The 21598-nt window shown below is 59.7% G+C and carries 19 protein-coding genes and 2 tRNA genes; 14 read left to right on the top strand and 7 right to left on the bottom strand.

Features of this window, described 5'->3' with window-relative positions; all coding sequences use genetic code 11:
- Nucleotides 1–4: 4 nt before the first annotated feature.
- Both HMPREF2820_RS06170 and pepN read right to left on the bottom strand, forming a co-directional pair.
- The gene (locus HMPREF2820_RS06170; RefSeq protein ID WP_070546401.1) at nucleotides 5–403 is read right to left on the bottom strand and encodes a globin; all 399 of its coding nucleotides are present in this window, start codon (nucleotides 401–403) and stop codon (nucleotides 5–7) included.
- 67 nt (nucleotides 404–470) lie between these two features.
- Nucleotides 471–3173, bottom strand: a complete 2703-nt coding sequence (gene pepN, locus HMPREF2820_RS06165) for an aminopeptidase N (protein ID WP_070603383.1) — start codon at nucleotides 3171–3173, stop codon at nucleotides 471–473.
- Nucleotides 3174–3348: 175 nt separating this feature from the next.
- Here pepN and HMPREF2820_RS06160 point away from each other — a divergent pair, with 175 nt between their 5' ends.
- On the top strand, nucleotides 3349–3879 hold the full coding sequence (locus tag HMPREF2820_RS06160; RefSeq protein WP_246816234.1) for an SMI1/KNR4 family protein: 531 nt from the start codon (nucleotides 3349–3351) through the stop codon (nucleotides 3877–3879).
- 150 nt (nucleotides 3880–4029) lie between these two features.
- A complete protein-coding gene (locus tag HMPREF2820_RS06155; RefSeq protein WP_049189866.1) occupies nucleotides 4030–4674 on the top strand; it encodes a mycothiol-dependent nitroreductase Rv2466c family protein in 645 nt (214 codons plus the stop codon).
- 27 nt (nucleotides 4675–4701) lie between these two features.
- Here HMPREF2820_RS06155 and HMPREF2820_RS06150 read toward each other — a convergent pair whose 3' ends face one another.
- Nucleotides 4702–5907, bottom strand: coding sequence for a TIGR04053 family radical SAM/SPASM domain-containing protein (locus HMPREF2820_RS06150; protein ID WP_070603381.1), 1206 nt, complete (start codon nucleotides 5905–5907; stop codon nucleotides 4702–4704).
- Between the two features lie 228 nt (nucleotides 5908–6135).
- Here HMPREF2820_RS06150 and HMPREF2820_RS06145 point away from each other — a divergent pair, with 228 nt between their 5' ends.
- Nucleotides 6136–6609: a ribose-5-phosphate isomerase gene (locus HMPREF2820_RS06145; protein WP_005511109.1), complete on the top strand. Its 474-nt coding sequence runs from the start codon at nucleotides 6136–6138 to the stop codon at nucleotides 6607–6609.
- A gap of 107 nt (nucleotides 6610–6716) precedes the next feature.
- A complete protein-coding gene (locus tag HMPREF2820_RS06140) occupies nucleotides 6717–7334 on the top strand; it encodes a DJ-1/PfpI family protein (protein WP_070603379.1) in 618 nt (205 codons plus the stop codon).
- A 16-nt stretch (nucleotides 7335–7350) separates the two neighbouring features.
- On the opposite strand, the gene HMPREF2820_RS06135 is transcribed toward HMPREF2820_RS06140, so the two are convergent.
- The 3 genes from HMPREF2820_RS06135 to HMPREF2820_RS06125 form a co-directional block, all read right to left on the bottom strand.
- Nucleotides 7351–8232, bottom strand: coding sequence for a hypothetical protein (locus HMPREF2820_RS06135; protein WP_070603377.1), 882 nt, complete (start codon nucleotides 8230–8232; stop codon nucleotides 7351–7353).
- Between the two features lie 145 nt (nucleotides 8233–8377).
- Nucleotides 8378–8611, bottom strand: coding sequence for a hypothetical protein (locus tag HMPREF2820_RS06130; protein WP_040361601.1), 234 nt, complete (start codon nucleotides 8609–8611; stop codon nucleotides 8378–8380).
- Between the two features lie 109 nt (nucleotides 8612–8720).
- A tRNA-Gly gene (locus tag HMPREF2820_RS06125) sits at nucleotides 8721–8795 on the bottom strand.
- 562 nt (nucleotides 8796–9357) lie between these two features.
- Here HMPREF2820_RS06125 and HMPREF2820_RS06120 point away from each other — a divergent pair.
- The 5 genes from HMPREF2820_RS06120 to clpX all read left to right on the top strand — a co-directional run bounded on the left by HMPREF2820_RS06120 (nucleotide 9358) and on the right by clpX (nucleotide 13689).
- Nucleotides 9358–9434, top strand: a tRNA-Pro gene (locus tag HMPREF2820_RS06120).
- Nucleotides 9407–10870 (top strand): trigger factor, encoded by a 1464-nt coding sequence (gene tig / locus HMPREF2820_RS06115; RefSeq protein WP_101687704.1) that lies wholly within the window; start codon nucleotides 9407–9409, stop codon nucleotides 10868–10870. Before HMPREF2820_RS06120 ends, tig begins: the two co-directional genes overlap by 28 nt.
- 141 nt (nucleotides 10871–11011) lie before the next feature.
- Nucleotides 11012–11584: an ATP-dependent Clp protease proteolytic subunit gene (locus HMPREF2820_RS06110; RefSeq protein ID WP_016422302.1), complete on the top strand. Its 573-nt coding sequence runs from the start codon at nucleotides 11012–11014 to the stop codon at nucleotides 11582–11584.
- 46 nt (nucleotides 11585–11630) lie between these two features.
- Complete coding sequence (locus HMPREF2820_RS06105) at nucleotides 11631–12254, top strand: ATP-dependent Clp protease proteolytic subunit (RefSeq protein ID WP_369707172.1); 624 nt, start codon at nucleotides 11631–11633, stop codon at nucleotides 12252–12254.
- A gap of 172 nt (nucleotides 12255–12426) precedes the next feature.
- Nucleotides 12427–13689 carry an ATP-dependent Clp protease ATP-binding subunit ClpX gene (gene clpX, locus HMPREF2820_RS06100; RefSeq protein WP_042388518.1) on the top strand — a complete coding sequence of 421 codons (1263 nt, stop codon included), beginning with the start codon at nucleotides 12427–12429 and terminating at the stop codon, nucleotides 13687–13689.
- Between the two features lie 63 nt (nucleotides 13690–13752).
- Here clpX and HMPREF2820_RS06095 read toward each other — a convergent pair whose 3' ends face one another.
- Nucleotides 13753–14538, bottom strand: coding sequence for a TetR/AcrR family transcriptional regulator (locus tag HMPREF2820_RS06095; protein WP_070603375.1), 786 nt, complete (start codon nucleotides 14536–14538; stop codon nucleotides 13753–13755).
- 230 nt (nucleotides 14539–14768) lie between these two features.
- Between HMPREF2820_RS06095 and HMPREF2820_RS06090 the strand changes: the two genes are divergently transcribed.
- The 5 genes from HMPREF2820_RS06090 (at nucleotide 14769) to ndk (ending at nucleotide 21426) form a co-directional block, all read left to right on the top strand.
- Nucleotides 14769–15752: a malate dehydrogenase gene (locus HMPREF2820_RS06090; protein WP_069359629.1), complete on the top strand. Its 984-nt coding sequence runs from the start codon at nucleotides 14769–14771 to the stop codon at nucleotides 15750–15752.
- A 216-nt stretch (nucleotides 15753–15968) separates the two neighbouring features.
- Complete coding sequence (locus HMPREF2820_RS06085) at nucleotides 15969–18704, top strand: valine--tRNA ligase (RefSeq protein ID WP_038628102.1); 2736 nt, start codon at nucleotides 15969–15971, stop codon at nucleotides 18702–18704.
- Nucleotides 18705–18913: 209 nt separating this feature from the next.
- Nucleotides 18914–20419: a bifunctional tetrahydrofolate synthase/dihydrofolate synthase gene (locus HMPREF2820_RS06080; RefSeq protein ID WP_187402728.1), complete on the top strand. Its 1506-nt coding sequence runs from the start codon at nucleotides 18914–18916 to the stop codon at nucleotides 20417–20419.
- Nucleotides 20416–20931: a DUF4233 domain-containing protein gene (locus HMPREF2820_RS06075; RefSeq protein WP_070603371.1), complete on the top strand. Its 516-nt coding sequence runs from the start codon at nucleotides 20416–20418 to the stop codon at nucleotides 20929–20931. The genes HMPREF2820_RS06080 and HMPREF2820_RS06075 overlap by 4 nt, the downstream gene beginning before the upstream one ends.
- Nucleotides 20932–21015: 84 nt before the next feature.
- Complete coding sequence (gene ndk, locus HMPREF2820_RS06070; protein WP_038629458.1) at nucleotides 21016–21426, top strand: nucleoside-diphosphate kinase; 411 nt, start codon at nucleotides 21016–21018, stop codon at nucleotides 21424–21426.
- The last annotated feature ends 172 nt before the right edge of the window (nucleotides 21427–21598 follow it).

The raw sequence follows: 21598 nt of genomic DNA, 5'->3' as shown, positions 1-21598 counted from the left end.
ATTCCTACTGCGCGTCGAAGCGGTTGATGAGCATGTCAGCAACCTGCACCATGTGGTTCCACATGGCTTCGCGCTGGGGGCGGGGGAGCTCGTCATCGGAAATGTCTGCGAGTGAGGCGCTCATGATTTCCAGCCAGCGGTCGCGTTCGGCCTCGCCGATGGAAAACGGCATGTGGCGCATGCGCAGGCGCGGATGACCACGCTGTTCGCTGTAGGTACGCGGCCCGCCCCAGTACTGGACGAGGAACATGCGGAGTCGATCCTCGGCGCCCTCCCAGTCATCGCTGGGGTACATCGGGCCGATGAGGTCATCGGAACGCATGCGCGTGTAAAAACCATGGACGATGCGATTGAAGACATCCTCGCCGCCGACGGAGTCAAAGAGCGTCTGAGAAGTTGTCATGGCACCAAGTCTATCGACTTGATGCCACGAAAACGATAACGGCCAAAGCTCCGGCCAAAAACAATTGTTACTTCGCGTCGAACTCGCGGGCGCGAAGAGCGAGCTTCACCAGGAACTGCTGCTCAGAGATGATGCGCTTGACCGGCGATGCAGTCTCGTCGCTGTCGAGCAGGCGCTGAGCGGCCGCAATTGCCGACTCGCTGATCTCCCAAGTGGGGTAGAAGCCCTCGAGGAGAGTCTGGGCCGTCTCGGAGGAGAACTGCTTCCACCAGCTGTTGGCAATAGCGAAGAAGTGCTCCGACAGCGAGGTCGCCGACTGCTCCGCGTTGATGGTGACACGGGAGTCGTCGTCAAGCGCCTGCGCGAGCACCGCACCCGAGCCCGGCGCGTTGAAGCCGGCCAGCAGGTGGCGAATGACAAGGTTCGATGGGACGTCGTCGCCGGAGACAGTCGCCTCAGCCCAGACGCGGGCCTTGTTGGCGAGCGTCGGCACGGAGGCGCGGCAGGCGATGGCGGCCTGTGCGCCGAGTGCTGAATTGTCGGTCTTTTCAAGCTCTGCGATGGCCTCCTCGCCTTCGAGACCAGCGGAAACTAGAGCCTTCAGGGCGCGCCACTGCATGTCGGTGTCGACAGTGACAGCGGGGAAGCCAGCCTTGTCGGCGTCGCCGGCGTAGATGGCGCGCAGTGCGTCCACGACATCGCTATTCGACGAGCCCACGGTAGCCAGAGCGTTAACGAAAACCAGGGCGCGGTCGGCGTCGGTTTCCTTCTTCGCGTAGTCCAATAGGCCCTGTGCCAGCAGATTGCGTCCGGTGGAGTCGGCCCACTGTGGATCGGCGTAGACGTTGACAGCGCTGACCGCCTGAGCGATGACGCGCTCCAGGACGGAGAGCTTGTCCTCGCCCGGGATGCCGCGGAGCACGAGGTTGACGAAGTCACGAGCGCGCATCTGGCCTGCGCGAACCATCTGCCAGGTGGCGGACCAGCACAGTGTGCGTGCCATCGAATCGGTGAAAGCGCCGATGTTGTCAATGACGGTGGCAAGTGAGCCCTCGTCCAGGCGAATCATGCTGTAGGAGAGGTCGTCGTCGTTAACCAGCACGACGTCGCCAACTGGCGTGTCGACTAGTTCTGGGACTTCGGTGCGGGCACCGCGGACGTCGATTTCGACGCGCTTGGTGCGCTCAAGTACAGCGTCCGCGCCGGTGCCGCGCAGGTTGTAGATGCCCACGGCGATTCGGTGATCACGGAGTTCACCGGCACCCGGCTCGGCGCCTTCCTGCGTGACTGCGAAGGAGGTGTACTTGCCGTCCTCTTGATGGAACTCTGGCGCCAGGGTGGTGATGCCGGTGGTGGTCAGCCACTGATCGGCCCAGCCAGACAAATCGCGCCCCGAGGCCTCGGAGAGCGCCTCCAACAGGTCCGCGAAGGTGGCGTTGCCAAAGCGGTGGCGGGCAAAGTGAAGGCGGGCACCGGCGAGGAAGGCATCCTGACCAACGTAGGCGGCCAGCTGCTTGAGGGTGGATGCGCCCTTGGCGTAGGTGATGCCGTCGAAGTTCTGCTCGACGGTGTCAATGTCGCTGGCATCGGCGGCAATCGGGTGCGTCGACGGCAGCTGATCCTGCTTGTAGGCCCAGGCCTTCTCTACGTTGGCGAAGGTGGTCCAGGCGTGGCTGTAATCGGAAACTTCAACCTGTGCGGCGGCAGCCGACCAGGTAGCGAAGGACTCGTTGAGCCAGAGATCATCCCACCACTGCATGGTGACCAAATCACCGAACCACATGTGAGCCATCTCGTGCAGGATGGTGTCATTGCGACGCTCGTAGAGGTAATGAGTGGGCTTGGAGCGGAAGACGTACTCGTCGCGGATGGTCACGCAGCCGGCGTTTTCCATCGCACCCATGTTGTATTCCGGGCAGAAAATCTGGTCGTACTTGCCGAACGGGTAGGGCTCGCCGAAGTGCTTGGCGTAGAAGTCGAAGCCTTCCTTGGTCTCCTTGAACAGAGTGTCGGCATCGAGGTACTCGGCGATGGACTGGCGGCAGTAGATCCCTAGCGGAATGGTCAGCTCGCCGTCCGGCTGGTGCTCGGCAGGGGTTTCCGCGTGCGGTGCGACAGTGCCGGTCCACGAGTCAGTGACTTCGTGCCACGGGCCTGCACAGACTGCGACGAGATACGTCGACAGCGGAACATCCACTGAGAAGTCGAAGGTGTCGGCCTCATTGCCGTGGACATCGGTGGTGGTGCCGGTCTTGGCTACCGAGTTGGAAATAACCTTCCAGCCCTTCGGCGCCACGACGTGGATGGAGTACGTCGCCTTCAAATCCGGCTGGTCAAAGCAGGCGAACACGCGTTTGGCATCGGCAGTTTCAAACTGTGAGTACAGGTAGGTTTCGCCATCGGCGGGATCCTGGAAGCGGTGAATGCCCTGGCCGTTATTGGTGTAACGACAGTCCGCATCGATAACGACGGTGTGGTCACCTTCGGTCAGGTCCACGTTAATGCCGGTCTCGCTGTCATAGCGAGCGGCCTCCGTGGCGTCGACGCCGTCGATGGTCACACTCTTGACAACCGCATCACGCAGGTCAATAAAGGTGGAACTAGCGCGCTTCGCTTTCAGAGAAATTGTGGTCTTGGAAGCGAATGTTGGTGCGCTGTGCGGCCCACCGACAGGTGCGGTCGTAAGGTCGAGCGAGATGTCGTAGTGGGACACCTCGAGCATGGCCGCACGGTCGGCGGCCTCGGTCCTGGTTAGGTTCGTGGAAGTCATGCGACAAGTGTAACCACGACCCCGGATTGGGAATCGGGCAGTAGCGGGGTGGGTGAGGTGACCTCGACTTCCTAGCTCGTTCCTAGCCGTTTGGGGCGGTCGATTGGCGGTCGATTGGGCGAGATTTGGCTTCTTTGGCATGCTAGCAAAGCCGATCGTGAATACACTTCGTTTCATGTACAAACTCAGTGATGATGCAAGCAAGGTTGAACGGGTCAACGCGGCGTGGGGTCGCATTGAAGCAAAGCTTGGCGACGATGCTCTGGAGGCCCCGGCGACAGAAGCGGAACTGGATCAGCTTGAGGCTGACCTCGGAGTAAAGCTGCCAGACTACGTGCGAGCTTCGTGGCTGCGGCACGCGTCTGTGGACGGTGAGCCGTGGGACGGTGGCTGGATTGCGCCGCCTAAGTCGATTCTGAACGACTACAAGCTGTGGACTCAGCTGCAGGCAGACGGCGAGTTCGATGATTTTGAAGCCGAAGGCATGGACAGCGCCGACTCGGATGGCAAGTGGTATCACGAGGCATGGATTCCTCTGGTCATGGACTTCGGCGGAAACAACTACTGCCTGGACATGCGCTCGGGGAAGATGGTCTCCATGGACCATGAGGTGGGCTCGGAGTTCCTGGACTACGCAGATTGGCCTGCCTACCTGGAAGCTGCCGCTGATTCCCTGGAGGCTACGGGCTTGCCCTGGAACGGCTAGGTAAGCAATCTGGACGGCGTCCGATGGGGGGGAGTCAGTTAGCACCGGGCCCGATAGAACTTCGGACCCATCCGAATTCATGAATGCGAACCGAAAAATTCCGCCCTATAGTCGTTGATAAGTCAATCAATGCTTTAGGAGGACTTTCACATGAGCAATCGAGACAAGGTCACTTTTTACTTCGACGTTTCCTGCCCGTTTTGCTGGGTGACGTCGCGCTGGATTAAGGAAGTCGAAAAGGTCCGCGACATCGAGATCGAGTGGAAGCCGATGAGCCTGTCGGTGCTCAATGAAGGCCGCGATGAACTGCCGGAAGATTACAAGTTCATGATGCAGTGCAACTGGACCCCGGCACGCCTGTTCAACGCCGTGTTCTCCCAGGATGGCCAGGAGGCCGTCGACAAGCTTTACACCGCGCTGGGCACGAAGGTCCACAACGAAAACCGCATCGATCGCCACGCGCATGTCGACGAGCCGGAGCACGCATTCGACGAGCTGATTAAGGAAGCCCTCGCAGAGGTTGGTCTGCCGGAAGAGCGCCTGGCCCAGGCCCTGACTACGGAGTTTGATGAGCTCATGCGTGAAAACCACGCAGAGGCCATGAAGGAGGTCGGCAACGACGTCGGCACTCCGGTGGTCAAGCTCAACGACGTTGCCTTCTTCGGCCCGGTGCTGACCCGCATCCCACGCGGTGAAGAAGCGGGCAAGATTTTTGATGGCGCGGTTGCCGTCGCCAGCTACCCGTACTTCTTCGAAATTAAGCGCTCCCGCACTGAGAGCCCGCGCTTCGACTAAGAAAGCTTTAGCGGCTGGGGCGCGCAGTTAGGAGAGTTGACCCGCTCCGGCTCCAGCATTCTGCCCGGTAGAGGCCTGCCGTTCTTCTTCGCTCATGGCAGCCCACCGTGGCGGGATGTAGATGCATGTCGGATCGGATGCCGTGTAATCCCCGGTCAACGCGTACGCGGTCGACCGGGACCCACCGCATACGCTGTGGTATTCACAGACGCTGCACTTTCCATGCCAATTGTCCGGATCGCGAAGGGCCTTGAACGCCGGCGAGTTCGAATAGATTTCCTGGAATGGCGTGGCCTTCACATTTCCGCAGTGAAGCGGCAGGAAACCATTGGGGTAGACGTCGCCGATGTGGTCAATGAAGGCAAAACCTGACCCGGAATTGACGGCCATGGGGGAGCGCGGGCGACGTGGCTTCTCCGGCACAGTGCCGAGCAGCTTTGTCGTTTCCTCGGTTAAGTAGCGGTAGAGCTCGCCGCCCTCATAGGGTGGCAGCCCTTTCTCTTTTGCTGCCTCCTGCTGCATGACGACGCGCCGATACTGCGGCGCCTCCGTCGTCTTAATGGCAATTCGGTTGGAGACATCAGACAACCAGTGCAGAACATCCTCGCGTTCCTCCGGTGACAATGCGCCCAAATCCGCACCACGGCCAGTGGGAACGAGGAAAAAGACGTACCACATCTTGGCCTGCATCTCCATGACGGTCTTCAGCAGCGCTGGCGCCTCATGAATATTTCCCTTGGTCAGGGTCGAGTTGATCTGCAGCCGGTAACCGGCCTCGTTGATGTGCGGAGCCATTTCGAGCGTCTTTTCAAAAGTGCCCGAAAACCCGCGGAACTTGTCATGGGTCTGGGCAGTCGCGCCATCGAGCGACATCGACATCGCCTTACCGCCGGCCTCTCGCAACGACCTGATCCGCTCCGGCGTCAACCGCGGCGTCACCGACGGCGACAGCGACATATTCAGCCCCTGCTCCGTGCCGAACCGCACCAATTCTTCCAGGTCATCACGCTCAAAAGGATCACCGCCGGTGAGCACCACAAGCGGCTTCGGTTTGCTATACGACGCCAAGGTCTCCAGCAGCATCTTGCCCTCGGTGGTTGAAAGCTGGTGAGGATGCGGCTCGTGCTGCGCATCTGCACGGCAGTGCTTGCAGACTAAGCCACAAGCCCGCGTGACCTCCCAAATGACGATAAATGGTTTCTTGTTGATGTCATGCCGAACCGTTCGCACCACCGGTGCGTGATGATTCCCATGGGAGCCATGGGAATCCGGATCGACTTGGAAGTGAGCTTGCGGCGCAGGAGACACGGTAAAAGCACCCAATTTCCGGTTTCGAAGACGTGCTGAAACGCAAATACAGTCACTTTTCACCCTATTCGGCTGCGCAGGAGACGTCGTCAAGCAATACCCAAAACGGGTGCAGACGCCGTGGAATCCGTGGGAACCGCTAAACTTGCTGCCATGCGTATTTACCTTGGTGCAGACCACGCCGGTTTTGAGATGAAGAACCTGATTAAGGCCCACCTGGAGAAGGCTGGCCACGACGTCGTTGACTGCGGCGCTCACACCTACGACCCTGCAGATGACTACCCAGCATTCTGCATTGAGGCGGCGTCCCGTACCGTCGCTGATCCGGGCAGCCTGGGCATCGTGCTCGGCGGTTCCGGCAACGGCGAGCAGATTGCCGCTAACAAGGTCAAGGGCGCTCGTTGTGCGCTGGCTTGGTCGGTGGAGACCGCAAAGCTCGCCCGCGAGCACAACAATGCTCAGCTGATTGGCCTCGGCGGTCGTATGCACTCTGAGGAGGAGGCTCTGGCCATCGTCGATGCTTTCGTCTCCCAGCCGTGGAGCGAGGAGGAGCGTCACCAGCGCCGCATCGACATTCTGGCAGAGTACGAAAAGACTGGCGTTGCCCCGGAGCTGCCAGAAGCTTAAAGGGGTTGCTGTTCGCTATCTGTTGATAGGAATAAAAAAGGGGTCTGGTTCCAGAAAACTCTGGGACCAGGCCCTTTTTCATGTGTAGACGGAGTAGGAATTGTCGTATGACAAATCAAGAAGCGCATCGCCGAGTAACTGTTGTGCTATTCCCCGGGTTCGAGCTCTTGGACGTATTTGGACCGGTTGGCCTTTTTGGCCATGTCCCAGAGATTGAGGTCGAATATGTCGCCAACATTGCCGGTCCGATAACCAGCGCTCAGGGGGCGGAGGTTATCGCCACGCGCTGCACCGCTGAACTCGAGGCAGTCGATATTCTCCTGGTGCCCGGTGGAGCAGGGAGCAGAACACTAGTTGAGGATGCAGAGTTTTTGGACTGGCTTAAGCACATCGGGTCCCGGGCGCGGTTAGTGGCATCGGTCTGCACGGGGTCGGCACTGCTAGCTGCGGCTGGGCTACTTGAAGGAAAGCGAGCAACTAGTAATAAGTTGGCTTTTAATTGGGCTACCTCGTTCGGAAACGAAGTGACGTGGGTGAAAGAAGCCCGATGGGTTGAAGACGGTAATCGGTGGAGCTCATCAGGAGTTGCAGCAGGTATGGATATGGCTGTTGCTTTAATTAGCAGCATCCTTGGCGAGGAAGCTGGGAGACTTGCCGTCAGAAAAATTGAGTATCGGCCCCAGACAGACGGCACTGTCGATCCTTTTGCGAATCGAGCGAAATAGCGGCGCCGGGCTTTTCCTAAATATCGAAGCCGTCGAATCCGCCGTCGAAGAACCCGCCACCGTCGTTGCCACCGTCGCCGCCGAAGAGGCCGTCGAAGAAGCCACCGCCGTCGCCTGCGTCACCAGCATCGGCAGCGCCGCCACCGAAGTCGCCGCCGTCAAGGTCATCGCCACCGAAGTCATCGGAACCAAAGTCATCGGAACCAAAGTCCTCGGTGCCGCCGAAGTCGTCAGCACCGGTGCCCATGCCGCTGGCGAACTCATCAGCGCCGTAGGCAACACCGGCCATACCGTGGAAGAGAGTAGAGAACAGCAGCATCGAGCCAGCGGTCCAGACACCGGTGCGGAGCGCGGACTTCCACCAGGGCTCGGAGTACCAACCGGCTGGAACCGGACGGCCAGCGACACGGCCGCCGGGGTAGTAGTTCGGAGTTTCCGGGGTGGCGTATGGCGAGGCGGTAACCGAGTGGCCTTCGTGCTCAATGGTGCGAGTTTCGGTCACAGAACCAGCGGCCTTCTGCCCCTCCAGCGGTGGCAGTGTCGGCCCCGCCGGCAGGCCCATAATTTCGCGAGCAGCATTGATGTAGTGCAGGCCCTCCAGCGCCGATTCGCGCGCCATTCGGGCCTGTGCCGGGGTCCGAGCAGTAGAAATCTGCGAGGAAGCGGCGTTGTAACGCTCGGATGCGTCGGCAAGAGCCTGCGTGGAAGCCGAATCGGTGCCAGCGAGATTCAGCACCTGTGAGCCCAGCCGCTCAATCCAACGGCGGGCGTCTGCGACGGCGTCTTCCAATTGATTGTTCTGGCGGGCATCAAAAGCCCTGTTAGAGCGGTTTTGAGCCATCGACGCGATGATAATCGCACCGCCGACGGTGATAGCGATCAGGATTAAAGCCCCCATGGGCTAGGCCTCCAAAAGGAAATTGCGAGTATTGCTAGTAATTACTTGAAATAACGCACGTAGAGCGCAAAAAGTTCCCGAGCTAACATCTCTGTGCGACAGAGGCAGCTCGGGAACCAGGAAAAGATTGGGTATGGGTAGGTATCTATGACTCGGCGGAGTCGGTGCGCTTGGTGCGGCTCTTTCGATTAGCGTGCCATGCGCGAACTTCTTCGGAATCCCACAGGGTCAACCCATGAAGCTTCGCGACGGGCTCAGGAGCCTTCTTGCGGCCAGCGTAGCTGGTGAAAGTGCCACGTGCGGTGCCGGAAAAAGCAGCGCATTCGACCGCGGTCCATAGTTCGTGTCCAGTATCGGCATCGATAATGGTGGGCTTCATGGTGCCCAGAGTACCCGCGGCACTGGATCCTGAACAGAGGGCAGAAGAATTTCTGGCCCCGGACATCGGCTCGGAAAAACAAAAACCGGGAGCAACGCTCCCGGTTACGTGGAGGGGATGACGGGAATCGAACCCGCGTCTTCAGCTTGGAAGGCTGAGGTATTAGCCACTATACGACATCCCCATAGACAGAAATCCGGCTTAGACGCTCAATCGTCTCCACCAGACCGTGTCTTGGTACAAGGCATATTAACCCGTTAACGCGCACATACAAAAATCGATGCCAGGTTTTTCTCGAAGGCTTTAAAGAAAAGTGGCTGTGGCCGGGAAAAACAGAAAATGAAGCTAAAGCAACGTGGGGTATGTGAAACAGGCGTATAGCCGTTGATTACACTGTCACACGACTCAACAAAGGGGCAGTCGTTTGAGAGGCTTCTTTGGGGAGTCGGCCGACGAATGGAGTGTTTGCAGTAAACGAAGCCGCCAAAAGCAGTGCCGAGGTGATGCAAACGCCCTGTGATATGCATGGTTTTCATGAAACCGGTAGTAGTTGGCAGGTTGGCTCTCGATGGCGTCGTAAAGCGTTTTCAGACAGAGCATTAGCCTGGTTGAACGCGTGGTTTTGTGATTTCATTAATCGTCAGGTAAATCTATACGGGTCCGTTGTGGAAACGCGATTTCGCGCCTATGAGGGCCCCGGTGCAGATGCTCCAAAGGGGTTTCTGCTAGGTTTCGAATGACGCATACGGGGTATGGCGCAGCTTGGTAGCGCGTCCGCTTTGGGAGCGGAAGGCCGTGGGTTCAAATCCCGCTACCCCGACCAGTATCACGGGCACTCCCGTGGTCTATGAATTAATCATCGAGTTGCAGGAGAGTGCACCAGTGAAGTCTTCCGTTGAGAAGCTCAATGAGACCCGAGTGAAGATTACCGTCGAGGTCCCGTTTGACGAGCTGAAGCCAGAGTTCGACAACGCCTACAAGGCACTGGCTCAGCAGGTCCAGATTCCGGGCTTCCGTAAGGGCAAGGCACCGGCAAAGCTGATTGAGGCCCGCTTCGGCCGCGGCCCGATCCTGGAGCAGGTGCTCAACGACATGGTCCCGTCCCGCTACGACGAGGTCGTTCGCGAGGAGGACCTGAAGGTTATCGGTCAGCCTGAGGTCGACATCACGAAGCTGGAAGACGGCGAGCTCGTTGAGTTCACCGCTGAGGTCGACGTCCGTCCGGAGATTGAGCTGCCGAAGTTCGAGGACATCGCAGTTGAGGTTGACCCGCTGGTCGCCGACGACGAAGCTGTTGAGGCTGAGCTGCAGAACCTGCTCGCTCGTTTCGGCACCCTGACCGGCGTCGAGCGTGCAGTTGAGAAGGACGACTTCGTCTCCATCGACCTGTCCGCCACCATCGACGGCGAAGAGCTGGAAGAGGCCTCCACCGAGGGCCTGTCCTACCAGGTCGGCTCCGATGACCTGATTGACGGCCTGGATGACGCTGTTGTCGGCCTGTCCCAGGGCGAGTCCAAGGAGTTCACCACCAAGCTGGTTGCTGGCGAGCACGAGGGCGAGGACGCTCAGGTCACCGTTACCGTTCAGTCCGTCAAGGTCCGCGAGCTGCCGGAAGCTGACGACGACTTCGCTCAGATGGCTTCCGAGTTCGACACCATCGACGAGCTGAAGGAAGACTTGGCTCGCCAGGTTGAGAACACCAAGAAGGGTGAGCAGGCTCAGCAGGTTCGCGACAAGGTTCTGGCTGCCGCTATGGAGCAGACCACCATCGCTCTGCCGGAGGGTGTTGTCAAGGAGCAGGTCGAGGGCCAGCTGCAGCAGCTGCTGGGTCAGTTCGGCGGCGACGAGAAGGTTCTGAACTCCATGCTGGAGGCACAGGGCACCACCCGTGAGCAGTTCGACGAGGACTCCAAGAAGTCCGCTGAGGAAGCTGTTCGCACCCAGTTGTTCCTGGATGCACTGGCTGAGGAGATCCAGCCGGACGTTTCCCAGCAGGAGCTCACCGACCACATCCTGTTCACTGCTCAGTCCTACGGCATGGACCCGAACCAGTTCATCCAGCAGATTCAGCAGTCCGGACAGCTCGGCAACCTGTTCGCAGACGTTCGCCGCGGCAAGGCTCTGGCTACCTCGATCCTGAAGGCTTCCGCCAAGGACACCGAGGGCAACGAAATCGACCTGAACGAGTACTTCGGTGAGGTCGAGCCGGAGGCTGAGAAGGCTGAGTCCGACAAGGCTGAGGACACCTCCGCTGAGTAAGCCCCGCAATTAGCGCGGCGCGTTCCTCATGCCGCAACGCTTATAGCGAACAAGGGCCGTTCCCGAAACAAAGGGGCGGCCCTTTTCGTTACCCTCTAATGAACGACAAAACTCGCACACGTACGAAAAAGGAGTACACAGATGAGCGATAACGCCCAGATGTCGACGAACACGGTTTTCGACAAGCTGCTCAAGGAGCGCATTATTTGGCTGGGTGAGCAGGTCGACGACGAGATTGCCAACAAGCTCTGCGGTCAGATGCTGCTCCTGGCAGCCGAGGACCCGGAGGCGGATATCTCGCTGTACATCAACTCCCCGGGCGGCTCCGTCACCGCCGGCATGGCCATTTACGACACCATGCAGTTCGTTCCGTGCGACGTGGCTACCTACGGCATGGGCTTGGCAGCTTCCATGGGCCAGTTCCTGCTCGCCGCAGGTGCTAAGGGCAAGCGTTACGCGCTGCCGCACGCCCGCATTATGATGCACCAGCCATCTGCAGGTATTGGCGGTACCGCATCCGACATCACCATTCAGGCTGAGCAGTTCGCTGCCACCAAGAAGGAGATGGCTCGCCTGATTGCGCAGCACACCGGTCAGCCGGTCGAGCGCATTGAGGAAGACTCAGACCGCGACCGCTGGTTCACCGCGGCTGAGGCTAAGGAATACGGCCTGGTTGACCACGTCGTAACCGCCCTCAAGGACACCGCACGCTAAAAGCGGACAGTAGCGAATAATTAGAGGCGATTTAATCAACATGGAGATGAACAATATGCAGATGCCGCAGTCGCGCTACGTGCTTCCTTCTTTCGTGGAGCACTCCAGCTTTGGTGCTAAGGAATCCAACCCATACAACAAGCTCTTCGAAGAGCGCATTATCTTCCTCGGCTCCCAGGTCGACGACACCGCCGCTAACGACATCATGGCGCAGCTGCTGGTGCTCGAGGGGCTGGACCCGGATCGTGACATCACGATGTACATCAACTCCCCAGGTGGCTCCTTCACGTCGCTGATGGCCATCTACGACACGATGCAGTACGTGCGTCCCGACGTGCAGACGGTGTGCCTGGGCCAGGCTGCTTCCGCGGCAGCCGTCCTGCTCGCTGCGGGTGCACCGGGTAAGCGTGCAGCTCTGCCGAATGCGCGCGTGCTCATTCACCAGCCGGCCACCCAGGGTATCCAGGGCCAGGTTTCCGACCTGGAGATTCAGGCGAACGAGATCGAGCGCATGCGCAAGCTGATGGAGGAGACTCTGGCTCGCCACTCCGGTCGCACTGCAGAGCAGATCCGCAAGGACACCGATCGTGACAAGATCCTGACCGCCGAAGAGGCCGTCGAGTACGGCATCATCGACCAGGTCTTCGAGTACCGCAAGCACAACGCTTAAAAGGGGGCATGGTCTCTCTGGAGTGCTGCGCACTGGCCGTCGTAAAGCGCCGAGCGAGATTGCGTGAAATTCGCCTCGCCCTGGCGTGGAAGCCGGTAATTGCGCCCACTCACGGTAGGCTGGTCTGAAGCAATTATTGGCAACGAAGCGGAAAGGCGGCGGCGGGAGCCTCATGGCGCGTATGCAAGAAAGTGCGGATTTGCTGAAGTGCTCTTTCTGTGGAAAGAGTCAGAAGCAGGTCAAAAAGCTGATTGCCGGACCTGGTGTGTACATCTGTAATGAGTGCATCGAGCTCTGCAACGAGATTATTGAAGAGGAGCTCAACACCGGCGGCGAGGCAACTGGCAACGACGACCGCCTGCCGCGTCCGATGGAAATTCGCGACTTCCTCGATGAATACGTCATCGGCCAGGACATGGCAAAGCGCACCCTAGCCGTCGCGGTCTACAACCACTACAAGCGCCTTCGTGCTGCAGAGACCAAGTCGGACAACGACGTCGAGCTACAGAAGTCGAACATTCTCTTGCTGGGGCCGACAGGCTGTGGCAAGACCTACCTGGCACAGACGCTGGCTCGCAAGCTGGATGTGCCGTTCGCAATCGCTGACGCCACCAGCCTGACCGAGGCCGGCTATGTCGGTGAGGACGTGGAGAACATCCTGCTGAAGCTGCTGCAGGCTACTGATTTCGACGTCGAGAAGGCACAGCGCGGCATCATTTACGTCGATGAGATTGACAAGATTTCGCGCAAGTCCGAGAACACTTCCATCACTCGCGATGTCTCCGGTGAAGGTGTGCAGCAGGCGCTGCTGAAGATTCTCGAGGGAACCGTAGCCGCCGTGCCGCCGCAGGGTGGGCGCAAGCTGCCGAACCAGGAGTTCATTCAGTTCGACACTTCCAACGTCCTGTTCATCGTCGCTGGTGCGTTTGCCGGTCTGGAAAAGGTCGTTCAGGAGCGAGTCGGCAAGAAGGGCCTGGGCTTCGGAGCAGATGTCACCTCGGCTAACGACGAGGACATGAAGGATCCATTCCGCGACGTACTGCCGGAGGATCTCGTTCGATTCGGCCTGATTCCTGAGTTCATTGGCCGCCTTCCCGTTATCGCATCGGTCACCAACCTCGATGAGGACGCGCTGGTTCGTGTACTCACCGAGCCGAAGAACTCCCTGGTTCGCCAGTACCAGCACCTGTTCGACATGGACGGTGTGCGCCTTACCATCGACGATGAGGCACTGCGCGCCATTGCTGCCAAGGCGATTAGCCGCAATACCGGCGCCCGTGGTTTGCGCGGCATCATGGAAGAGATCCTGGTTCCCGTGATGTTCGAGGTACCAGAGCGTGACGACGTCGCGGAGGTCATTGTCCACAAGGAATGCATCACGGACGGTGCAGCGCCGGAACTCGTTGAACGCAGCGAGGATAAGAAGACTGCGTAAAGGTAGCTAAAAACCCGGTTAGAGTAGCCGCTCTAACCGGGTTTTTGATGTCTGTATGGAGCCCTAGTCGTCCATGCCGTAGATGTCGCGGTAATCCGGGGCATCGTCAGTAGTCAAGTCTTGAGTCTCTGGGTTGGGCTGATCGCCGTAGACCTCTGCGCCAAGCGCGGACGAGTTGGCGCCATGGGAGGCCAGCAGGGAAGTGTACGAGCTGCCCGGTTCGTTGCGAGGTGAGGATGTCAACAGGCTGGTCACGGTGTCCTGTGCGAACTCACGCAGCTTGTCCGACAGCACCGTCGACTGCATTTCAATGCCGTAGAGGTTTTCAAAAGTCCGTTGGTGCAGGGTGGGGAAGGTGGCCAGCGACAGCACGAGAATATAAAGATCAAGTGCGGAAATGTCAGTGCGGAATGCACCGTAATCGCGGCCGAGCAACAAGATGCGGTCAAACTCCAAAACAATTGGGCTCTGGCCACCAAGCCCAGTCACGCCTTCAAGCGGCAGGACTGGGTGTAGGTTTTCCTGAATGATGAACCGCACGGCGAGCGGGTTCGCCGAGAAATAGTCGTAGATAACGCCGACTACATGCTGCAGGGCTTCCACCGGCACATTGGAGTGTGGACGCAGGGCGTCGTCGTCAGGCCTTACGGTCTCCAGCACATGTACCCACGTCGCCCTGTAGAGTCCCATCTTGTCACCACAGTGGTAGTGAAGCATGCGCTTGGAGACACCAGAGGCGGCAGCAATGGCATCCAAACGGGCATCTGCATACCCCTTTGCGGTGAATTCTTGAAGTGCTGCCACCAAGACTGCATGGGGGATTGCATCAGAGGAGCCTGGAGACTTCATGAAAATCCTTTGCTTGGACTAGAGAGAGACTAAGGGGTTTTGGCTATCTAACGGGGGTGAAATTGGTCAGTCGCGGACTTCTTTCTAGTGAAATGAGTACACGACCGTAAGTCATGCCTAATGCTATCCGTTTTTCAGAAATGGCCTGAGCGCATCGCCCCCGTCTGCGCCAATTCTGCAGTCGCATTAGAGTGGGCAGCGAATTGATTCTCTCTCGAGAAAGGCCTGTAGTGAACAAGACTCCCGTAAAGGTTGCAGTTACCGGCGCCGCCGGACAGATCGCTTACTCCCTGCTCTTCCGCATTGCCAGCGGTTCGGTTTTCGGCCCTGAGACCCCGGTTGAGTTGAACCTGCTGGAGATTACTCCGGCGCTGCACGCCACCGAAGGCGTCGCCATGGAGCTGTTTGACTCCGCCTTCCCGCTTCTGACTGGCATCAACATCACCGATGATCCGGCAAAGGCATTCGACGGCGCCAACGCCGCATTCCTGGTCGGTGCGAAGCCGCGTGGCAAGGGCGAGGAGCGCTCCGCACTGCTGGGCGCCAACGGCAAGATCTTCGGTCCGCAGGGTGCCGCACTGAACGATCACGCAGCAGACGACATCAAGGTTCTGGTTGTCGGCAACCCGGCTAACACCAACACCATGATTGCCGCTTCCCACGCTAAGGACATCCCGGCAGAGCGCTTCACTGCCATGATGCGCCTGGACCACAACCGTTCCCTGTCCCAGCTGTCGCAAAAGATTGGTGTTCCGACCACTGAGATCAAGAACATGATCGTCTGGGGTAACCACTCCGCAGACCAGTTCCCGGACATCACCTACGCCACCATTGCAGGCGAGAAGGTCTCCGACAAGGTTGACGCTTCATGGGTCGAGCAGGACTTCATCCCGCGTGTCGCCAAGCGTGGCGCAGAAATCATCGAGGTCCGCGGTTCTTCCTCCGCAGCTTCCGCTGCAGCTGCCGCAGTTGACCACATGCGTGACTGGGTGACGGGTACCCCAGAGGGCGAGTGGGTCTCTGTCGCACTTCCGTCCGATGGCTCCTACGGCATCGACGAGGGCCTGGTTGCTGGTGTTCCGTGCTACGCCAAGGACGGCGAGTGGGTTCGCGTTGAGGGCCTGGATCTCTCCGAGGTGCAGCGCGCTGGCATCGAGCGCAACGTCAAGGCACTGCGCGAAGAGCGCGACGCAGTTAAGGACCTGCTGGTCTAAGGGTCGCTTAACGCCTGTTTAAAGGTGCCCTCTTGTGATGGTTTCACAAGAGGGCACCTTTTCATTTACTGCGGTAATCGCAGATTGGCTCGGGGCGTGAGTAAAGCTTGAATTCGGCGGTGCGTAAGTCGCCGATAGCAGATATGGGTTGGGGCGCAAGGGTCGTCGTAAAGCCCCTGGAAAAACAAATCCGGGCAAGGCGCTAAGATGTGACGCGTGACTGAGAACAACGTGGACCTAAACAGAGCAGATAAGTTGCCCAAGTCGTGGAACCCGGCTGACGTGGAGTCGGACCTGTACCAGGGCTGGGTAGACGCTGGCTATTTCGAGGCTGATCCGTCTAGCTCCAAGCCGGCTTACTCTATTGTGCTGCCCCCGCCGAATGTGACGGGTCAGCTGCACATGGGCCACGCATTGGACCACACTTTGATGGATGCGCTGGTGCGCCGTAAGCGCATGCAGGGCTACGAGGTGCTGTGGCTGCCGGGTATGGACCACGCGGGTATCGCAACGCAGACCAAGGTCGAGGCGATGCTGAAGGAGTCCGAAGGTAAGGACCGCTTCGATTATGGCCGCGAGGAGTTCGTGGAGAAGGTCTGGGAGTGGAAGCACGATTACGGCGGACGTATCGGCAACCAGATGCGCCAGATTGGTGACTCCCTGGATTGGTCCCGTGAGCGCTTCACTCTGGACGAGGGCCTGTCCCGTGCGGTTCAGACGATTTTTAAGGAACTGTTTGACCGCGGCCTGATTTACCGCGCCAAGCGCATGGTTAACTGGTCTCCGGTGCTGCAGACTGCAATCTCGGATATTGAGGTCAAGTACGAGGACGCTGAAGGCGAGCTCGTCTCCTTCCGCTACGGCGATGGGGAAGACTCCATTGTTGTGGCGACGACTCGTGTGGAGACGATGCTGGGCGACGTGGCAATTGCCGTGCACCCGGAGGATGAGCGCTACACGCACCTGGTGGGCAAGGTTTTGGACCACCCGTTCCGCGAGGACCTGAAGATTCAGGTCATCGCCGATGACTATGTGGACCGCGAGTTCGGTACCGGTGCGGTGAAGATCACGCCGGCACACGATCCGAATGACTTCGCCATGGGCCAGCGCCACGACCTGGATATGCCGGAGGTCATTGACACCACTGGCCGTATCTTCAACACTGGCACGCGTTTCGACGGCATGGATCGTGCGGAAGCCCGTACTGCGCTGACGGAGGCGCTGCGTGAGCAGGGGCGCATTGTCAAGGAGGTCCGCCCGTACGTTCACTCGGTCGGCCACTCGGAGCGCTCGGGTGAGCCGATTGAGCCGCTGCTGAGCCTGCAGTGGTTCGTTAAGGTCGATGAGCTGGCCAAGATGTCCGGCGATGCTGTTCGCGAGGGCGACACGGTTATTCACCCAGCTTCGCAGGAGCCGCGCTGGTTCGATTGGGTCGATGACATGCACGACTGGTGTATTTCCCGCCAGCTGTGGTGGGGCCACCGCATCCCGATTTGGTACGGCCCGAATGGCGAGGTCGTCTGTGTCGGCCCGGATGATGAGGTTCCGACGGGCGAGGGCTGGACGCAGGATCCGGACGTGCTGGATACCTGGTTCTCGTCTGCGCTGTGGCCGTTTTCCACGATGGGTTGGCCGGAAGCCACCCCAGAGCTGGAGAAGTTCTACCCGACATCCGTACTGGTTACCGGCTATGACATTCTGTTCTTCTGGGTCGCGCGCATGATGATGTTCTCGACCTTTGCTGCCACCCTGGCTGATTCACCGCTGGGTAAGGGGCGCGACGGTCGTCCGCAGGTGCCGTTTAAGGATGTCTTCCTGCACGGTCTGGTCCGCGATGAGCAGGGTCGCAAGATGTCGAAGTCCCTCGGCAATGGCATTGACCCGCTGGACTGGGTCCGTGACTACGGTGCGGACGCACTTCGCTTCACGCTGGCGCGTGGCGCTAACCCAGGCTCTGACCTGCCGGTCGGTAATGACGCCGCTCAGAGCTCCCGTAACTTCGCCACCAAGCTGTTCAACGCCACCCGCTTTGCGCTGATGAACGGGGCCCACGTGGGCGAGCTGCCGGACCGCGACCAGCTCACCGACACCGACCGCTGGATCCTGGACCGCCTGGAACAGGTCCGCGCCGAGGTTGACGCTGCGCTGGATAAGTACGAGTTCTCCAAGGCCAACGAGGCCCTCTACCACTTCGCATGGGACGAGGTCTGTGACTGGTACCTGGAGATGACCAAGGTTGACTTCCCGCGCCTGAACGACGGCGAGACCATGACCGAGGAGCAGGCCGCCCGCGCCGCCTCCACTCGTCTGGTTCTCGGCCGCGTGCTGGATACGCTGCTGCGTCTGCTGCACCCGTCCATGCCGTTCGTCACGGAGACGCTGTGGAAGGCGCTTACCGACGGCGCGGAGGGCTTCGAGGATTCTCTGGTTATTTCCGCCTGGCCGGATGCCACCATGACCACCGACGGCGCTGCTGTCGACGAGGTTGCCGCACGTCGTATTGCCGATGCCCAGAAGTTGGTCACCGAGCTGCGTCGTTTCCGCAATGACCAGGGTGTGAAGCCGTCGCAGCGCGTGCCGGCACGCATGAACCTGGCGGATGCTGATCTGACTGCTCAGGAAGAGATGATTCGTTCGCTGGCTCGTGCTGAGGCGCCGGAGGATGGATTCACCGCTACCGCTTCCATTGAGGTGCGCCTGTCTCAGGCCACTGTCCTGATCGAGCTGGATACCTCCGGCACCGTCGACGTGGCCGCTGAACGCAAGCGCCTGGAAAAGGACCTGGCCAAGGCAGAGAAGGAACTGGCCGGCACCGAGAAGAAGCTCGGCAACGAGGCCTTCCTGTCCAAGGCTCCGGAGCAGGTCGTGGAGAAGATTAAGACTCGCCACCAGTTCGCACTGGAGGAGATTGACCGTATTAAGGCTCGTTTGGAGGGACTTCCGCAGGCATGACCGATCCACGGGATGCTGAACCACGTGATGAGGCCGCAGGCGAGATTCGTTTGAATCTTGGCGGCGGCGACGATTCGGTGACGCAGGAAGAGTCTGCGATGCGAGAAGAGTCCACCGCAGCGTCTGAGTTCGAATTCGATCCGGCTGACTCCCAGATTGTCGAGGACCTCGAACCTCGCGAAATCGCCGGTGTGATGGCTGATGACCGCATGCCCGATGACATGCGCCTCGGTGAGGTCTCCGTGTCCGAGGAAGGCCTGAGCTTGCCGGTGGATGTGGATCGCCCAGTCAACGAGCCGGCTCCGCTGGAGGCCACCGCAGAGGAGCTGCGCGAACTCGCAGAGGTGGAAGCCGAGCTGGATCAGCGCTGGCCGGAGACCAAGATTGACCCGTCGCTCGAGCGGATCGAGATGTTGATGGACATCCTCGGCCATCCCGAGCGTGCCACTCCGGTCATTCACGTTGCCGGCACGAATGGCAAGACTTCCACTGTGCGCATGATTGAGTCGCTGGTGCGCGCTCTCGGTCGTCGCACCGGCCGCACTACCAGTCCGCATCTGCAGCTGGTTACCGAGCGCATCGCCATCGATGGCCAGCCCATTCATCCACGCGATTACGTGCGCATCTGGCGCGAGATTCAGCCCTACGTGGAAATGGTTGACGCCAAGTCCGCCGAAAAGGGCGGCCCGCAGATGAGTAAGTTCGAGGTTCTCACGGCCATGGCCTACGCTGCCTTCGCCGACGCTCCTGTTGATGTCGCCGTGGTGGAAGTCGGCATGGGTGGCACATGGGATGCGACCAACGTGGTGGAGGCCGACGTGGCAGTCATCTGCCCAATTGGTCTCGATCACACGGAGTACCTCGGCGATACCCTGGCTGAAATCGCTGCTGAGAAGGCCGGCATCATCAAGTCGCGGTGGAATAAGGACGACTTGCTCACGCCACCGGACAATGTCGCCATTGTCGGCGAGCAGGAACCGGAAGCAATGGACGTCGTTTTGCGCCGTGCCGTGGAAATGGATGCCTCCGTCGCCCGCGCTGGAGTTGAGTACGGCGTCGTCAGTCATCAGCTGGCGGTCGGCGGGCAGAACCTGACGCTCAAGGGCCTGGCCGGCGAGTATGACGACATCCATCTGCCGCTGCACGGTCCGCATCAGGCCCGTAACGCAGCCACAGCACTGGCTGCGGTGGAGGCGTTCTTCGGCGCAGGTCCGGGGCGTCCGCTCAACATTGATGCGGTTCGCGAAGGCTTTGCGACGGTCGCATCGCCCGGCCGCCTGGAGCGCGTGCGCTCGACCCCGACGGTGTTCATCGATGCCGCCCACAATCCGCACGGTGCCCGTGCGCTACGCACGGCCCTCTCCGCTGAGTTCGACTTCCGCCGTGTCATCGGTGTGCTGTCGGTGCTGGGGGAGAAGGATGCTCGTGGGCTGCTGGTGGAGCTGGAGCCCTACTTCGAAGAAGTGGTTATTACCCAGAACACCTCGCCGCGTGCGCTGCACTACGACGACCTGGCTGACCTCGCGGAGGAGATTTTCGGCGAGGAGCGCGTGCATCGCGTACCGACTCTGCCGTCCGCCGTTGAGCTAGCTGTAGCGCTGGCTGAGGAAACCGATACCGGAGACGGTATTGTCTCTGGTTCCGGTGTGATCGTCACTGGATCTGTTGTCACCGCGGGCGAAGCCCGGACACTATTTGGAAAGGACCCGCAATGAGCGAATCTCAGGCGAGCCAGTCACAGGGCAATGGCGCGGAGGATTACACCGCTGCCGACCGCGAGGCCCTGCGCGCCTACCGCGAGGGGCGTGACCTGAGTGAGGGCGGCAAGTATGGCCCGCTCGGTGCGGGACACGATCCGGCTAAGGACCCGCTGAAGGGTCTGCGTGGTGTTATGTCCGGCACGCTGATTATGCAGGCTATTTCGGTGCTGCTTGGTCTGACTGTGGTCACGCGCATTCCCGACGGCCAGATCAACCAGACCTTTTCGGTTACGTACATCACCATCCTGGGCCTGGCTCTGATTGCGATGGCCTTCCTGCAGAATCAGTCCTGGGCCCTGAAGGCCAACATTGTGCTGCAGGTCTTTGGTGTGCTGGCTATCTTCACGCATGTGTCCATGGGCGTGGTGGGTATCTTCTTCGCCCTGGTGTGGGCCTACATTCTGCACCTGCGGAAGAACCTCATCCAGCGTATGGAGCGCGGTCTGTTGACCACCCAGCACTCGTAAGTCTCCCGCGCTCGTAGTCGCGACTTTCACCCCGCTGCACCACCACTCCGGTGCAGCGGGGTTTGTCATAGTATGATGCTCACCATGACTGAACGTACTCTTATTCTGATCAAGCCGGACGGCGTTTCCCGCGGTCTGGTCGGCGAAGTTATCTCCCGCATCGAGCGCAAGGGCCTGAAGCTGGTCGCGCTTGACCTCCGTGTTGCTGACGAGGCAACTGCGAAGGAGCACTACGCAGAGCACGTCGATAAGCCGTTCTTTGGTGAGCTGGTTGATTTCATCACCTCTGCACCGCTGGTCGCTGGTGTTATCGAGGGCCCGAACGCAATCGCTGCTTGGCGTCAGCTCGCTGGCGGCACCAACCCGGTTGAGGCCGCAACCCCGGGCTCCATCCGCGGTGACTTCGCACTTGAGGTTGCTAACAACGTTGTTCACGGTTCCGATTCTCCGGAGTCCGCTGAGCGCGAGATTGGTATTTGGTTCCCGAACCTCTAAACGTTGACGGTTCAGCATTGACCCGTGAGCGTTGAACTGGCGCCGAACTGAGCAAGCAATTGTTTGCCGGTTCGGCGCTTTTTGCTTGTCGACGACCGTGGGGCGGCCCTTCAGCGGGCTGCACGTGTGAATGCGGGCACGGGCTGCAAATGTGAAACTGTAGGAGTTTATG

The sequence above is a fragment of the Corynebacterium sp. HMSC064E08 genome, assembly GCF_001811805.1.
GTDB lineage: Bacteria > Actinomycetota > Actinomycetes > Mycobacteriales > Mycobacteriaceae > Corynebacterium > Corynebacterium jeikeium_D.
This window is presented reverse-complemented; position numbering and strand designations above follow the sequence as displayed.

Coding starts and splice junctions, on each gene's coding strand:
- HMPREF2820_RS06155 (WP_049189866.1), top strand. CDS start 4,030: ATGAGCAATCGAGACAAGGTCACTTTTTACTTCGACGTTTCCTGCCCG.
- HMPREF2820_RS06080 (WP_187402728.1), top strand. CDS start 18,914: ATGCCCGATGACATGCGCCTCGGTGAGGTCTCCGTGTCCGAGGAAGGC.
- HMPREF2820_RS06140 (WP_070603379.1), top strand. CDS start 6,717: ATGACAAATCAAGAAGCGCATCGCCGAGTAACTGTTGTGCTATTCCCC.
- HMPREF2820_RS06170 (WP_070546401.1), bottom strand. CDS start 403: ATGACAACTTCTCAGACGCTCTTTGACTCCGTCGGCGGCGAGGATGTC.
- HMPREF2820_RS06135 (WP_070603377.1), bottom strand. CDS start 8,232: ATGGGGGCTTTAATCCTGATCGCTATCACCGTCGGCGGTGCGATTATC.
- pepN (WP_070603383.1), bottom strand. CDS start 3,173: ATGACTTCCACGAACCTAACCAGGACCGAGGCCGCCGACCGTGCGGCC.
- HMPREF2820_RS06105 (WP_369707172.1), top strand. CDS start 11,631: ATGAACAATATGCAGATGCCGCAGTCGCGCTACGTGCTTCCTTCTTTC.
- ndk (WP_038629458.1), top strand. CDS start 21,016: ATGACTGAACGTACTCTTATTCTGATCAAGCCGGACGGCGTTTCCCGC.
- HMPREF2820_RS06145 (WP_005511109.1), top strand. CDS start 6,136: ATGCGTATTTACCTTGGTGCAGACCACGCCGGTTTTGAGATGAAGAAC.
- HMPREF2820_RS06110 (WP_016422302.1), top strand. CDS start 11,012: ATGAGCGATAACGCCCAGATGTCGACGAACACGGTTTTCGACAAGCTG.
- clpX (WP_042388518.1), top strand. CDS start 12,427: ATGGCGCGTATGCAAGAAAGTGCGGATTTGCTGAAGTGCTCTTTCTGT.
- HMPREF2820_RS06160 (WP_246816234.1), top strand. CDS start 3,349: ATGTACAAACTCAGTGATGATGCAAGCAAGGTTGAACGGGTCAACGCG.
- HMPREF2820_RS06075 (WP_070603371.1), top strand. CDS start 20,416: ATGAGCGAATCTCAGGCGAGCCAGTCACAGGGCAATGGCGCGGAGGAT.
- HMPREF2820_RS06130 (WP_040361601.1), bottom strand. CDS start 8,611: ATGAAGCCCACCATTATCGATGCCGATACTGGACACGAACTATGGACC.
- HMPREF2820_RS06095 (WP_070603375.1), bottom strand. CDS start 14,538: ATGAAGTCTCCAGGCTCCTCTGATGCAATCCCCCATGCAGTCTTGGTG.